At 69.5% G+C, this 13,011-nt stretch carries 13 protein-coding genes; 5 read left to right on the top strand and 8 right to left on the bottom strand.

Going from position 1 to position 13,011, the window contains the following annotated elements:
* Positions 1-11 precede the first annotated feature (11 nt).
* The 7 genes from ACERUJ_RS01330 to ACERUJ_RS01300 form a co-directional block, all read right to left on the bottom strand.
* Positions 12-353 carry a hypothetical protein gene (locus ACERUJ_RS01330; RefSeq protein ID WP_370246630.1) on the bottom strand — a complete coding sequence of 114 codons (342 nt, stop codon included), beginning with the start codon at positions 351-353 and terminating at the stop codon, positions 12-14.
* A 31-nt stretch (positions 354-384) separates the two neighbouring features.
* Positions 385-945, bottom strand: coding sequence for a hypothetical protein (locus ACERUJ_RS01325; protein WP_370246629.1), 561 nt, complete (start codon positions 943-945; stop codon positions 385-387).
* A 172-nt stretch (positions 946-1,117) separates the two neighbouring features.
* Positions 1,118-1,912, bottom strand: coding sequence for a hypothetical protein (locus ACERUJ_RS01320; protein ID WP_370246628.1), 795 nt, complete (start codon positions 1,910-1,912; stop codon positions 1,118-1,120).
* Positions 1,909-2,412, bottom strand: a complete 504-nt coding sequence (locus ACERUJ_RS01315) for a hypothetical protein (RefSeq protein WP_370246627.1) — start codon at positions 2,410-2,412, stop codon at positions 1,909-1,911. The genes ACERUJ_RS01320 and ACERUJ_RS01315 overlap by 4 nt, the downstream gene beginning before the upstream one ends.
* Before the next feature lie 8 nt (positions 2,413-2,420).
* Positions 2,421-3,527 carry a hypothetical protein gene (locus ACERUJ_RS01310; RefSeq protein WP_370246626.1) on the bottom strand — a complete coding sequence of 369 codons (1,107 nt, stop codon included), beginning with the start codon at positions 3,525-3,527 and terminating at the stop codon, positions 2,421-2,423.
* A gap of 410 nt (positions 3,528-3,937) precedes the next feature.
* Positions 3,938-5,098 (bottom strand): hypothetical protein, encoded by a 1,161-nt coding sequence (locus tag ACERUJ_RS01305; protein ID WP_370246625.1) that lies wholly within the window; start codon positions 5,096-5,098, stop codon positions 3,938-3,940.
* On the bottom strand, positions 5,095-5,442 hold the full coding sequence (locus tag ACERUJ_RS01300; RefSeq protein WP_370246624.1) for a hypothetical protein: 348 nt from the start codon (positions 5,440-5,442) through the stop codon (positions 5,095-5,097). The genes ACERUJ_RS01305 and ACERUJ_RS01300 overlap by 4 nt, the downstream gene beginning before the upstream one ends.
* A gap of 401 nt (positions 5,443-5,843) precedes the next feature.
* Here ACERUJ_RS01300 and ACERUJ_RS01295 point away from each other — a divergent pair, with 401 nt between their 5' ends.
* On the top strand, positions 5,844-6,365 hold the full coding sequence (locus ACERUJ_RS01295; protein WP_370246712.1) for a helix-turn-helix domain-containing protein: 522 nt from the start codon (positions 5,844-5,846) through the stop codon (positions 6,363-6,365).
* Between the two features lie 173 nt (positions 6,366-6,538).
* Here ACERUJ_RS01295 and ACERUJ_RS01290 read toward each other — a convergent pair whose 3' ends face one another.
* Complete coding sequence (locus ACERUJ_RS01290) at positions 6,539-8,422, bottom strand: hypothetical protein (RefSeq protein WP_370246623.1); 1,884 nt, start codon at positions 8,420-8,422, stop codon at positions 6,539-6,541.
* Positions 8,423-9,644: 1,222 nt separating this feature from the next.
* Here ACERUJ_RS01290 and ACERUJ_RS01285 point away from each other — a divergent pair.
* The 4 genes from ACERUJ_RS01285 to ACERUJ_RS01270 all read left to right on the top strand — a co-directional run bounded on the left by ACERUJ_RS01285 (position 9,645) and on the right by ACERUJ_RS01270 (position 12,751).
* Positions 9,645-10,166 carry a hypothetical protein gene (locus tag ACERUJ_RS01285; protein WP_370246622.1) on the top strand — a complete coding sequence of 174 codons (522 nt, stop codon included), beginning with the start codon at positions 9,645-9,647 and terminating at the stop codon, positions 10,164-10,166.
* A 180-nt stretch (positions 10,167-10,346) separates the two neighbouring features.
* Complete coding sequence (locus ACERUJ_RS01280; RefSeq protein WP_372715292.1) at positions 10,347-11,294, top strand: helix-turn-helix domain-containing protein; 948 nt, start codon at positions 10,347-10,349, stop codon at positions 11,292-11,294.
* The gene (locus ACERUJ_RS01275; RefSeq protein WP_370246621.1) at positions 11,291-12,487 is read left to right on the top strand and encodes a tyrosine-type recombinase/integrase; all 1,197 of its coding nucleotides are present in this window, start codon (positions 11,291-11,293) and stop codon (positions 12,485-12,487) included. Before ACERUJ_RS01280 ends, ACERUJ_RS01275 begins: the two co-directional genes overlap by 4 nt.
* A gap of 72 nt (positions 12,488-12,559) precedes the next feature.
* Positions 12,560-12,751 carry a hypothetical protein gene (locus ACERUJ_RS01270; RefSeq protein ID WP_370246620.1) on the top strand — a complete coding sequence of 64 codons (192 nt, stop codon included), beginning with the start codon at positions 12,560-12,562 and terminating at the stop codon, positions 12,749-12,751.
* The last annotated feature ends 260 nt before the right edge of the window (positions 12,752-13,011 follow it).

Below are 13,011 nucleotides of genomic sequence, written 5' to 3'. Positions count from 1 at the left end.
TGGGCTTCCTTTCAGCGGCCGGGGTGGTCGATCAGCCAGGGCGACCAGTTGAGGCCGCGGGGTCGTGGGATGCGGTGCGCGTCGGCGGGGTCGAAGACAAGGCCGCAGCAGCCGTCGCAGTAGGTGTGGGCCCAGGGCGCGGGTTCGTCGACGCCGATGACGCGTCCACGCAGGCGGAACAGCACGTCGTCGATGTCGGGGTGGACGATGCGGTGTGGGCAGGTACGACCCAAACGGTTGGGTGGGTACAGGACGAGTTCCGCGCCCGCGAGTGCGTGGTCGGATGGCGCGTGGAGGGGGCACGCGAAACGCAGCGAGCGGCACTGGCGGGCGGGGTGCACGTTGGTGAGCACCGTGCCGCAGCCGAGGACCCATACTTCGCGATCACCGTGCATGGCGTTCGGGGTGCTCTGTCGGATCCGGCGGGGTGGCGTCGGCGTGAGTGCGTGGTGTCCAGGACAGCAGCCGGTCGACGTGGTGAGGTTGCAGGCCCTCGGCGGGATCGGTCCGGAGCAGCAGGACGTCGCTGCACGGCGTCGTCGATGGTGGACGCGTGTCATCGGGTGCTGGTGCGAGCAGGGCGTCGGCATCGCGTTGGTCGATGTCGTCGTCGATCCAGGCGAGTGGCGCGCCATTGGCCCAGGCGCGGACGTGGGGTGTCTTCGCGCTGACGTCGGCGTCCACGTGGTGGGCGGCCGGTGTCGGTGGAAGCGGAACGGCGTGGCGTAGTGGTGTGAGTCCGAGGAGTGGTGCGATTCGTTGGTCGGCGACGCGCCACCAGGTGGTGCACCACGCGAGTCGGTAGTGCTGGCGCAGGCTGGTGAGCCAGTCACCGTGTCGGGGGTCGAGGACGAGGCGGTAGGCGCGATCGTCGAAGGGGCCGAGGACGTCGTGGGGCTGCCACCCGGCGAGCAGTTTGTCGACGGTCGGTGCGACGTTGAGCACGCCGTCGACGTCGAGCAGCAGCCAGGGCCGGGTGGCGGGCTGGACCGGTGACGCGTGCCGGGGTGGTGTGGTCATGTGGGCTCCCGGTATCGGTTCACCGTTGTCGGCCGGGGACCGGGTGCGCTAGCGCGAAGACACCACGCGTTGCGGTCAGCGACCGGTGCGGGAGTTGTCATTCGGGCGTCGCAGTGGTGGTGGCGGTGGTTGAGCCGGGTGGTGTCGGGAGGAGTCGCAACAGTCCGAGCAGTGCTGCGGCGGCGCTGGTCGAGCTCCAGGAGAGCGGTGGCTGGTCCGGGGCGGTCGCGATCCAGCAGTTCTCGTGGTCTGACCAGGTGACGGTGAACGTGGTCGGTGGCGGGGCATCGGCTGGTGGGTGGGCAGCGTGTTCGTGGCGTCGGCGGATGTCGGCGGCACGTGCTCGGACGGCGGCTTCGTCGATCCCGAGACGTGCGCACAGGTCGGTCAGGCTCATCCGTGGCATCTCCCGCGCGGCGCCTGCGATGAAGCGGCTGAGGACAGCGAGTTGGGCGTCGGCCACCGGCATGTCACCGGCGGCGACGGCGGTCGCGAGGCTCTCCAGGTCCACGACCACGGTGTCGGCGGGAGCGGCCCCGTCAGCGGCTCCGTCAGCGGCTCCGTCAGCCGCATCGTCAGCGGCGCCGGGAGCGGCGTCGTTCATTGAGTCAGTGGGCGGGGTGCGCGGTGTCCCCTGCTGGTCCTCGGCATACCGAGGTGTTCGACGCAAGGGGATGGTCTTCACCGTGACGTAGTCCCGTGTCCCGTCCGCGATGTCGGGACTGGCTCGCGGTGTGGTGCGGGCGTCATCGCGCAGGGCGGCGGCGTCGGCGTGCGCGGCGGCGAGTCCGGCGGGGGTGTTCTCGTACAGCGCGACGAGGTCGCCGCATTCGAACAGGGCCACCACTTCCGGCGCGGCGGGGTGGTCCTCGGATGGTGCGGGCGAGGTCATCGTGGCTCCTGGGGAGTGCGGGTGGGCACCGGGAGGTGCAGGGGCAGGTCGAGGTCGGTCGACATGTGCCGTAGCAGCTCGTCATTGAGGGAGCCGTCGGCGATGCGGCGGGCGAGGTCGTCAACCATCGCGGTGTGAGCGCGTTGTTCGAGTGCGGCGAGGTCGGTGGCGCTGCCGATGGCGTGGTGGGTGATCGCGATGACCGGGGAGGTGATGAGGTTGGGGCCGATGAGGAGCCGGGCTGGTCGGCCGAGGCGGACCGGGAGGTCGGGCTCGCGGTGGACGTGGCTGCCGCGGTACTCCTGCCATTGGCCGGGGTACCAGCCGTACCAGGACAGTCGGATCGCCTTGGCACGACCCTCGGGCGGGATCACGATCACGTACCGGGTGCCTGAGCGGGTGGTCAGCGTCCAGACACCGGTGGTGGCGGTGCCGGTGCTGGGCAGGGAGCCCACAGGACGCGGCCGGGTGCCCTGGGAGCCCCCGGGAGGTCCGGCCATGTCGCCACTCACTGGTCCCCGTCATCCGGCTCGCCGGTCGCCTTACGGCTCGTTGCACCGTGGGGTTCACGGTGGGGTTCGCCGTGGGCCTGGTCGATGGTGACGAGCCGGCTGCGGAGGCGGCAGTAGCTGTCCATCGGGGGGAGCCAGGTGGCGGTGTGGTCGAAGTGCATGGTGAGGGGCCAGCCCCGTGTCATGCGGGCTGCTGGCCCGGAGAGCCAGTGGCGCACGAGTCGGTGTTGGTCGTCGATGTGTCCGTAGCAGCGGCGCCGTAGCCGGAGCCAGCGCACGGCGGCAGCGACTGCGTCGAGCAGATCACCGGCGGGGTCGCAGGTCTCGTTGGTGAGGTCGACGATCTGGTTGAGGTCGTAGGCGGCGTAGAGATCGATGAGGCGCCGGTGGAGTCGGTCGGGGTCGCGGAACGCGAAGGCCAGGAGCGCGGCGGGGACGTCGTCGAGACCGTGACCCACTGGCGCCAGGATCGGTCCGTCGCCGAAGACCGCGCGTAGGTCGGCGGGATAGCGGTCGCGCCACCTCAGGGGCATCAGGTCGGTGAAGTCGGTGAACGAACCGAAGGGCCGGCCGGTGGGGGTGCGGGCGCCCGTGAGGCGCGGATCGGCGTCCGGTCCGCAGGTGAGGGTGCGAGCCCAGGGGAACCCCGGTACGGCACGCTGCGCCGTGATGGCGGCGACGGGCTCGCTTCCCGGGTCGTCTTCGACGGCGGCGTCCGGGCGCTGTTCCGCCCCGCCGTGTCCGGTGTGCCCGTTGTTCCCGGTGTCTCGTGGGCGTGGCGTGCCGTCAGGGCGCGCCGGTGGCGCAGACGGGCCGAACAGGATTTGGCGGTAGTTGAGCGTCCCACTGATCTCGTTCCACGGGTCGTCGGGGGGCAGCACTCGGGTGGTGTCGACCAGGATCCCGGCGAGGTAGGCGGCAGCCCAGGAGGTGTGGGTGCGCACGATGCGACCCATGTCCTCGCGGAGCTGATAGCGCTGGTCGTCGGAGAACAGCGGATCACCCAGCGCGAGGGCCCACAGTTCCGGTGTCGAGTCGGTGTCGCTGGGCTGGACCGGTGGCTCGGGCGGTCCGAGTGGGGGCTCGTTCGGGGGTTGAGACATGAGGGTCGTGATCCGATCTGATGGGAGGTGGTCGCTGTCGGGGGCGTACGGAACCGGGACGCCCTGGCATGGAGGGACGGCGGCATCACCGGCGGCATCACTGGCCTGCCGCCGGGGGTAGCTGGGGTGCTCGGCTCAGGGCTGGTCCGCTCTCTTGCGGTGGTGGCTGGTCGGGGATCGGTCGAGCGGGATGAGGAGGATTTGGCGCAGGGCGTGCCCGCATCCGTGGTGTTCTGGCGGGTCCGGCTCGGGTGCGCGGGCGCGCTCGGGCATGGCCGCACACGGGTAGGCGGGTGCTCTGCTTCGTGGACGGTCAGTGTGGGCTGCGCTGCGCACCTGTGGCGGGTGCAGCGGGGCGAGTCGAGGTGGCCGTCGGGGAAGGCGCCCGTCGGTGTGGCCTCAGGTCGGGGTCACAAGCGCGGGGCGCTCGGGTGCTGCGGCCTCATGTACGAGGTCGTGTACCCACCGCTCGACGCGCTCCACGCCGGCGAGGGGTCGAACGAGTAGAGGATCGGCTGGCCTCGCACGAGGTGGTCCGCTGCCGCGAGCCAGAAGTGGGTGACGTCGTCGAGCAGGGAGATACAGGTGTAGATCTGGCTGCGTGCGGTGAGCCAGCCGATCACCGCCTCGACCGACGTGAGCAGCAGCTGAACTGGTTCCTCCGCTGCCAGGCGGTGGGATTCGACATCGCCTGAGGCCCAGTTGTGAGTCGGGGGCGTCGACGATGCTGCGGTGGTCGTGGTGCGCACCGGGGTGCCGGGGTCGGCGGTGGGCGTGCCCCAGAGGTCGGGGACCGCGCGGGGTCGGGGGGACACCGTGTGGCGGTAGGCGGTGGCCAAGGTGGACCTGAAGTTGTCGGGGTCGTGTGCTGCGAAGGCGAGCAGCGCCGTGGCGACGTCGTGCCAGGGACCGCTGGTGTCGCCGACGATGGGGCCGATCGAGGCGCTCACCCGGGTCCCGAACCGGATGTCCTCGGGCCGGTCGAGACCCTCGGGGTCGATGAAGTCCGCCCACTCCGGGGACTGAGCGACTGCGGAGATCCGGGGTGCCACCAGTGGCCGTCCATCGGCCCACACCGCGCCGGTGACCTCGCGGTTCGGGTGATGGCCTGCGACGAGCACACCGGGCTGCAGACCCTGCGTGTCACCGAGGCGGCCAGCGCCGGGGACCCTGCCGACTCCGTGGCTCATCGGCCCGCCAGCCGCACCTGACCCCACCCGGCGGCCGCTGGTTCTCGCGGAAAGGTCGGACAACACCAGGGTGCCACTCAGCCCGGTCCACGGATCGTCGTCGTCGAGCAGACCCGACAGCTCGGCGACCACCCCTGCGAGGAAGGCCACCGTGTAGACCGGGTACTGCCGGAAGAAGGCGACCATGCCGCGGTGGCAGCGCTCGCGTTCGGAGGCAGGGCGGTACTCGTCCGCGAGCGCAGCGGCCCAATCGCGGGGCGCCGGCTGGCGCATCCAGGGCCCCTGGTGGCGCCGGTTGCGGTCGTGGTGGTTCATCTGAGCGAGGGCGTTCGCGAGAAGCCGGTCATACCCCGCGGGGACGTTGTCGTTCGAAGTGCTCATGACGTCTCCTCGTCAACGCGGGTCGACTGCTGGCAGCCAGTGACAGGTGGCCGGGCGAGGCCCGTGGGCGGCGTGATGGGGTGCTCGTCGAGGAGCTCAACAGCCACGACGGGGCTGGTCTGCCGGAACGTGACGACGACGCTGGCGGGCGCCGCGACCTCGCTGAGAACGAACATCGCGTTCACACCAAGTCGCACCTGCTCGAGGTCATGCAAAGGCAGGACCTCACCATCACGTCGTAGCCGGTTGTCGTCCTGGGTACGCAACTCCTCAGGCGCGTCAGCGACCCGGATGCGCATCACAGCGCGCTCGTCGAGGTCCACCACATAAGCGGAGCCGGACATGGTGCGGATCAGCCACCGGCCACCACACTCCCGGCACAGCAACACCCCCTCGGGATGCGCCTCCGATGCGCCGCACCGCCCGAAGCCACGCGGCCCTTCGTGCGGGCTTCCGACAGGCGTAGTCATCCCGACCACCCAACGGCAAGCCTGTGACCGACGAACGGTGCAGCAGGAACCACCTCTACCTCCCGAATCCAGCATCCTCGAATGTCTAATCAGAGATTAGAGGTTTATCTCATGTGTGTCTACCCCTGTCTGATCCGTTGTGTCTCCGCCGGGCGATCACGAGTCACACCAACGGGAATCGGTAGCGTTGGCGTCTACAGAGCGCTGGACGCTGGCACGCACTTCTTTGGAGGGTCGTAGACGTGACTGGAGTCCCTGAACCCTGGGCCGCCCGAATGACCGCCCGCGGGTTCACTGACGGTCGCAGCCCCACGAGCGTCCAGCCGAGTTATCGACGGCTTGCTGACGCGATTGGCATCCACCAATCGACCTTGAAGGACAACATCACCGGGAAGCGCCGCCCAAGCCCCGCGACCATCGACAAACTCGTCGATGCTCTTGGAGAGGACGTCGTTAACTGGCTCGCGGTGTCGCGGCCATCAGTTTGGGTCCCGCCGGAAGAGGCCGCACTGCTCACCGCTCGCCAACGGCGGGCACTCGACGAGTTGATCAGAGCCATGGTGGGCGTGACCCATCGAGGGGAAGTCCGCGGGGACGAACGTGACCTTTCCGCCGAGGCAAGCCCGATCCAAAGCCGGGGCACGGCAAACCTCCGCACGCGATCCGACCCAGACCAACTCGACGACGCCGACTACCGCGACGATGAGCATCGCGAGGGCATGTCACCGCTGCACCGCAACTCCCCGGGGGACGATGATCGTCAGGTCATTGACGAGGCGGCGCAACTCCGCACCTGAGATGCGCCGGAGGCGAATGCGGTAGGTCCGACAGCTACGACCCACTGCCGACGAGCGAGTCGGGAGGCGCGGGATCGGACGCTTCGCCACGAGCACCTTCGCGACGGTCCGCGCCCGGTCCTGGAGCAAGCGGAACATCGGGAATGACTGATCAACGGCGAGGGACTCCCTCATCACGGCCCGCAATCGGGGAACCGCATTCGACTCGGTACTGCTGGGCGGGCGGCGGGTTGTGGGAGTTCGGGCCGGCGGGCCATCCGACGGCGGGATGTGTTGCGGGCGTGTAGATGCGGCAAGGCGTCGATGTAGTTGAGGGACAGGTAGGTGCCGGCGGTCCACGGCGATGTCGGATCCCCGCGAAGGAGGTGCGGCGTCGCTCCGAGCAGGCCGGCGTTGCATTCGGCTCGGAGCGCCCGGAGCTCGATGTCGAAGCTGACCGGCGCGGCCACTCGGGGCGCGAACGCGACATCGACCCACTGCCCTGCTCGGCGTGTGGTCGCCCGCAACTCGCTGAACGCCCACGGATCCACTTCGACTGCTGACCGGGGGAACCAGGTGCTCCAGCGGACGACGCCGACATAGGCCAAAAGGTTCGCTGTCAGGGCATCCTTCTCGAGCCTCACGATCTCCCTCTTCACCTCCGCCATCAGCGCGTCCTCCTCAGCCCAGGGCGTCATCGCCGTCGCCGGCTGCGAGGGTCGCGGACAGACGACGAAGATGACGGCGGGGCTACCCTGGCGACCTCCATCGCGGGCGTGTCCGTCCGCTCTGAGGAGCGCCACGTACTGCTCGAGATGACGGCGAACGCCCGACATCGTGGCTGTGATCTCGATAGCGACCGGCCCGGTGCGCCAGGGAACGATCAGACCATCGGCGACGCCTGCTCCCGGCAGAGGGCGCGTTGTGCCGAGCGCACGGTCGATCCGCATCGCCTGGTGCTGGGCGAAGGACTGACCGAACACTGCCGCGGGCCCGGCGATCTCGGTGTACCTGAGCAGGATCTCCAACGCCAGCAGATCGTGACGGCGTGACCCTGATGCAGCTCCGCGCCACGGTTGTCCACCGGTGACCGCGACTCTCTCAGCCCTGGTCAACATGCGCAGGTCGGGATCCTCGGTGAACTTGTGGGCGCCGACGTAGACGACACCGAGCTGGGAGTGCGGCCACCCGCTCCGGGTCACCAAGCCGACCTCCCACATGAGGTCGATGATCCGAACAAGATGGCTCCTCGGAACCGACGACGGCAGAAGCCGCTGCAACTGCCCAAGGCTCACATGACGGTAGGCATGCACCGCACCCGCGACCTGGAGGAACTCATCCCCATGAGCCAGCAGCCGCCCCCACAGCGACAACCGCGCATGCTTCGGCAGGACCGGGGTCACCAACTGCCGGGAACGACTCGGAGCCGCTCGGTTCGCATCCCAGGTCAACATGCCGACCGTCTCGGGGGCGTAGAAGAAGTCCGTCGAGCGCGGGTCGACCTCACCAAGGTCTGCCCGATAGACCAGATCGGTGCGATCCCAAGACCGACGCCACCCGCGTTGCTCGAGCGACACAGATTCGGTCGGCTCCACTGCGGCACCGCCGACGGCGGGAGGCTCGAAGTCGAACGGGCTGAACGTCCACACCTCGCCCGTTTGAGTCCGGAGGTCCGGGTCGGCCAGTGCTTCAAGGAGCGCGAAGAAGCGGCTCCACCTCGTTCGGCCATCCAGCAGCCACCCGACATCGAGCGAGGCGAGGCGGCGGTTGCCCACCTCCGCGTCGGGCCCCTCGAGCACGACGAGCATGCGTCGCAGAATCGCGAGCGACTGCCCGCGCGAGAACCCCATCGTCTGCACGACGAGGAGCAATCGGGTCGAGTGATGTGCGGCCGCGTCTGGGCCGCACACGAGCACGAGCCAGTTCCGCAGAGCGCCCGTCCCGCCCGCGAGCACGTCGAGCGCTTTGGCGCGCTCCTCCTGGTAGCGCTGGAGGTGCTCACGGGCTCGAGCAGCAGTCTGGGCGGTGCCGACGATCCTGTTCGGGCTGGGGCTGGGCGAGTGCTCTTCGAAGTCCACACCAATTCCCATGCGCAGGATTTGGCGCACGACTGCGGTCGCGGCAGGTCTGCGGCGGTCACCGGCAGGCGGGAACGCCGAACAGAGCCGCCGCTGAGCGAGTTTCCCGGGTTTGTCCCGTAGTCCCCCGGCCCTCAACTAGGCGAAAAGTCACCGCTGACAGGACCCTGTTCTGGACCCAATTCCCGTAGGGAACAGGTCATCGCCGTGCCCCCTCGTACGTGCCGATCTCCGTGATGGGAACGGCTCGTCGGCCCTCAGAACTGGGGTGGTCGCTCCTGGTGTGGCATTTGGGGTCACGTCTTGAGGCGTCGCGCCGCCGCGTTGGCGTCCACTACACACCCCGGCATCGGCACTGGCGATGGCCTCAGCGCACTGAGACTTCTGCAGCCTAGGCATCGCGTGGCGAGCCGTCGTCCGAGTTCCTCGGGGAGCCCGCCCACCATCCCCCGTCGGCGCCGTGGCGCGCTGTCATCCGTTGGCTACGTGTCGTCATCGGGTCGCCGTCCCGGTCGTCATCGCGACGCTGCACGACCCAGGCGCGGTCCGTGAACCGACATCGTCATCGACAACGTCGACCCTGCAACGTCCATCGGGTGCGCAGCGTTGTCGTACCGCTGCCCGATCGTGATTGCTGGTGGTCCCTGGTGATCGCTGGCGGTCATGGTCGCACCGAGCCGAACCGCCGTCGCTGTGATGACGTGACGTGGTTCGTGCCGACGACGTGATGCACCGCGTCGATCACGCATCGCCAGCGTTGCGGACCGTCGCTCACCTACCGACGCAGACGTTCTGGCCGCCGCCGTCGCCGTCGATACGCACCCGCAACGCTCCGGTGCCGAGCGAAGCGAGGCCTACCGGCACAGGTGACCACCCTGGGTCGCGCGGGCCGAAGCCCGCCCCCGAACCCCCGCGCGCCCGACGCTGCGCCCCGCTCGCCACCACGCCGGCCAGAAGATTCGCGTCGCCGCGGGCTCGGTGGAGGCACAGGTCAGGTGTGCTCACCACCCAGGAGTCACCTCACACGCACGACCAACACACGCCGAGACGCGCGGTCGTTGCACGTCGTCCCAGCCATGTTCGCCCCACCGAACCAGCAGGAGCCGAAGAGTCCACTTCATCACAGCACCCCGTGCCGTGAGCGGCGGCACAGAGGGAGGGAGCGCGCGACCGCGCGTCTCGCTGACCTCACCCGCCCTTCTGGGCAGAGCAGGAGCATCACATGTACTTCCAGACCGATGACGGCGCCCACATCGAGCGGCTCGAGGACGGCTTCCACCGCGCCGTACACGACCTCATCGACCACCTGCTCCAGCAGCGCGGGATCGCCGCCGCCCACCATGCGCCCATCGGCCTGGTGGAGGCCGTCGCTCTCACGGCCACCGCCATCTATTGCGCCGCCGACGTCAGCCTCTGCGTCGGCGACTCCTTCCTCGTCGAGGTCACCGAGTTCATCGGCTACGCCTACGAGATCAGCGACCGCTGCCCGCGCTGCGGCCCGATGTCTCGCATCGCTCAGTCCCTGATCGACGACTTCCTGGACCAAGAGGAGTGGCTCACCGAGACGACCCACTGGTTCCTGGGCACCAGTTACGACGGCACCTTCTGGCTCGGTGTCCGCTACCTCCTCCAGCCCGATATCCCGTCGGAGGAGATCACCGACCTGCTCAGCATCAAGCGCCGCTCGCAGTGGGCCGAAGGCCCGACCGGCACCGACCCGTTCTCCGGCATCGATGGCTCCTGAGCCTGCTCCACGCCTTCGACACCCCAGCGCACGAACCCCCACGTTCCTGCAGCCCCGGAGCAGCGATGGGGCGGCGATGCCGGCACACCCGATCAACGTGCCGGCGTCGCCGCTGCGCACCACTGCCATCGACCCTGGCCCCGGGTGTCGATCCGGGCCGCGCCACACGGCGCGGCGCTCATGTCAGCCGTCGACGATCCAGCGGCACAGCACCAGCATGACCGTCACTCACGCATCCACCACCGTCCGCCCTGCGCCCGCCAAGGCAGGCACACGATGAGCAGCCGACGCCGCGCCACGCGGCACGCCACTCCCGTCATCGAGCACCCCGCCGAGACCCGCGCCCGCGCCCGCCGCGAACAAGCCCGGATCAAGGCAAGCGCGATCACCGACACCACCATGCCCGCAACCGCCACCGCAGCACCGCAGCGGCAGCAGCGCCCGCACAGCGCTGACCCACCGGGCACCCACCCGGCAGCGCCAACGACCACGCCCACACCCGCCAGAACCGAAGCGCCCAGGACTGCACGTACCGGCACCACACCTCCCCGGACCGCCGCACAGCCGACCACGACAGCGCCACCCAGCAACGCTGAGGCCGCGGACCACGCGACCAGTTCTCCCCCGGACAGCCACCCCCGGGCCAGCAGCGACACCGGCGCCCTCGACGCCAACGCACTCGAGTCAGAGTCGACCGGCCGGGCCACCGCGGGCCTGTCGCCCCGGTCACCTCTGCCGATTCCCTCGACCTCACCCACTAACGACGAGACCGACCACCGCACGATGCCACCCCCACCCCCGCCAACCCCTGAGGCGTCATCAGCGACCTCCGCCGACACTCCACTCGGTCCCGTCGGCCTTGTCGCTCCAGCTGGGTTCGACGTCGTCACCGACCGCGCCGCGACCGGGCCGCTGCTCCCGCCCGAGGAGTACCTCACGCCCGCCGAACTGGTCGTCGAACTCCGCGGCGCGGTGACCGAGGCGACGCTGCGGAACTGGCGTTACCGCGGCACTGGACCCGCGGCACTCACCATCGGCCGGCAGGTGTTCTACCGACGTGCCGTCGTCCGTGCGTGGCTCGAGTCCCTCGAGACCAAGTCCCAGCGCGACCACGGATGGCCGGCATGAAGCGCGGCCGCCCCAGCCTCGGCCTCAACGAGACCGGACAGATGTGGGTCGTCCGCAACGACAACGGCACCTGGACCGCCAAGCAATGGCTGCGCGGCACCGACGGCCGACGCCGCCAGGTCACCGCCAGCGGACGCACCCGACGCGAGGCCACCGACAAGCTCACCGCCAAACTCGCCATCCGCCCCACCGCGAACGCCCGCGGCATCCAACCCGACTGGACCATCACCGAACTCGGCGCCTACTGGCTGGACCGCAAAGCCCGCGTCGAGCGCACCAAGACCGGCGCCCCCATCAAGCCCCAGACCCTCGGCTACTACGACTCCTACCTGCGCAACGTCGTCATCCCCCACCTCGGGCAGGTACGACTCCACGAGATCGACCCACCACTGCTCGAGACGATCCTCGCCCAAATGAGCGACTTCGGGATCGCCACCGACGGCCCCCGCACGATCCTGAACCAGATGCTCAAGCTCGCCGTCCGTGACGGCGCCATCGCCACCAACCCCCTCGACCAGGTCCCCGACCAGCCCCGCGCCGCACCACCGGTCGACGCCCTCACCCCCGACCAGGCGCGCGACCTCCTCGCCCGACTCCACCCCGACGCCCGCCGCAAGCCCGGACGCCGCGGCCCCACCCACAACCTCTCCGACATCGCCACCATGACCATGGCCACCGGCGCCCGCATCGGCGAGGTCCTCGCCCTCACCTGGAACAAGATCGACCTCACCAGCCCGGACCCCACCGTCCGCATCGACGGCACCCTGATCGAACCCCGCAAGGATTACGTCACCCACCTCCACCGGCAGGAGTCCACCAAGACCGACGACATCCGGGTCCTCCACCTCCCCGACCCCGTCGTCGACATCCTCCACCGACGCCGCGCCACCAGCCGCTACACCGACCCCCTCGACCCCGTCCTCGGAAGCAAGAACGGCACCTGGATCTGGCCCGCCAACCTCCGCGACGACCTCCGCACCGCCCTCGAACCCACCCCCTACAACCACGTCACCCCCCACACCCTGCGACGCACCGTCGCCACCCACCTCGCCCACCACGCCAGCGTCGAAGCAGCCCAACTCCAACTCGGCCACAAACTCGGCACCGGCACCATCACCCGCTACATCGCCCCCACCGAACACCGCCCCGACCAACGCCACCTCCTCACCCAACTCCTCCCCACAACCCGATGAGGTCACATGGCCAGAGACACCGGGAGCGGCGCAGTACCTTGGACCCGATCACGGCACACCGGAGGTGACCCGATGGCTCCCAAGACACATCCCACGGCTGCCGACTCACCCCGCGCTCGCGACGAACTCCTGCAGGCCGTCGACGACGCCGACCCCGACCCCGACGTGGTGCTCGCCGTCGCCCGCCCGATCGCCACCCGGGGCCGCACCCGCACCACCACCCGACGCCTCCACACACTCGCCGCGACCGTCGACGCCAGCTGAAGTGCCCCCGATTTCCCGGACGGTCAGGGTTGGGTGGGTGTGATCATGCTGCGTTCTCGCTGGGCGGTCCAGCAGACCCGGTCTGGGCCCATTGGGTCTCGTAGTCGGCGGGGCTGAGGTTGAACCGTCACGGGTTTGATGCCGCTTCCTTGTGAGTCAAGGAGGATGAGCACATGCCCAAGAAGGTGGACCCGGCCCTGAAGGATCGGGCGCTTCGGATGGTCGCTGAGCACCGAGCCGACTACGGCTCGACCACGGCG

This window comes from Nocardioides sp. (assembly GCF_964228225.1).
Lineage (GTDB): Bacteria > Actinomycetota > Actinomycetes > Propionibacteriales > Nocardioidaceae > Nocardioides.
This window is presented reverse-complemented; position numbering and strand designations above follow the sequence as displayed.

Excerpts from the sequence above, each read along its gene's own strand:
- ACERUJ_RS01320 (WP_370246628.1), bottom strand. The coding sequence starts at position 1,912 with ATGACCTCGCCCGCACCATCCGAGGACCACCCCGCCGCGCCGGAAGTG.
- ACERUJ_RS01315 (WP_370246627.1), bottom strand. The coding sequence starts at position 2,412 with ATGGCCGGACCTCCCGGGGGCTCCCAGGGCACCCGGCCGCGTCCTGTG.
- ACERUJ_RS01310 (WP_370246626.1), bottom strand. The coding sequence starts at position 3,527 with ATGTCTCAACCCCCGAACGAGCCCCCACTCGGACCGCCCGAGCCACCG.
- ACERUJ_RS01305 (WP_370246625.1), bottom strand. The coding sequence starts at position 5,098 with ATGAGCACTTCGAACGACAACGTCCCCGCGGGGTATGACCGGCTTCTC.
- ACERUJ_RS01300 (WP_370246624.1), bottom strand. The coding sequence starts at position 5,442 with ATGTCCGGCTCCGCTTATGTGGTGGACCTCGACGAGCGCGCTGTGATG.
- ACERUJ_RS01295 (WP_370246712.1), top strand. The coding sequence starts at position 5,844 with ATGACCGCCCGCGGGTTCACTGACGGTCGCAGCCCCACGAGCGTCCAG.
- ACERUJ_RS01285 (WP_370246622.1), top strand. The coding sequence starts at position 9,645 with ATGTACTTCCAGACCGATGACGGCGCCCACATCGAGCGGCTCGAGGAC.
- ACERUJ_RS01280 (WP_372715292.1), top strand. The coding sequence starts at position 10,347 with ATGTCAGCCGTCGACGATCCAGCGGCACAGCACCAGCATGACCGTCAC.
- ACERUJ_RS01275 (WP_370246621.1), top strand. The coding sequence starts at position 11,291 with ATGAAGCGCGGCCGCCCCAGCCTCGGCCTCAACGAGACCGGACAGATG.
- ACERUJ_RS01270 (WP_370246620.1), top strand. The coding sequence starts at position 12,560 with ATGGCTCCCAAGACACATCCCACGGCTGCCGACTCACCCCGCGCTCGC.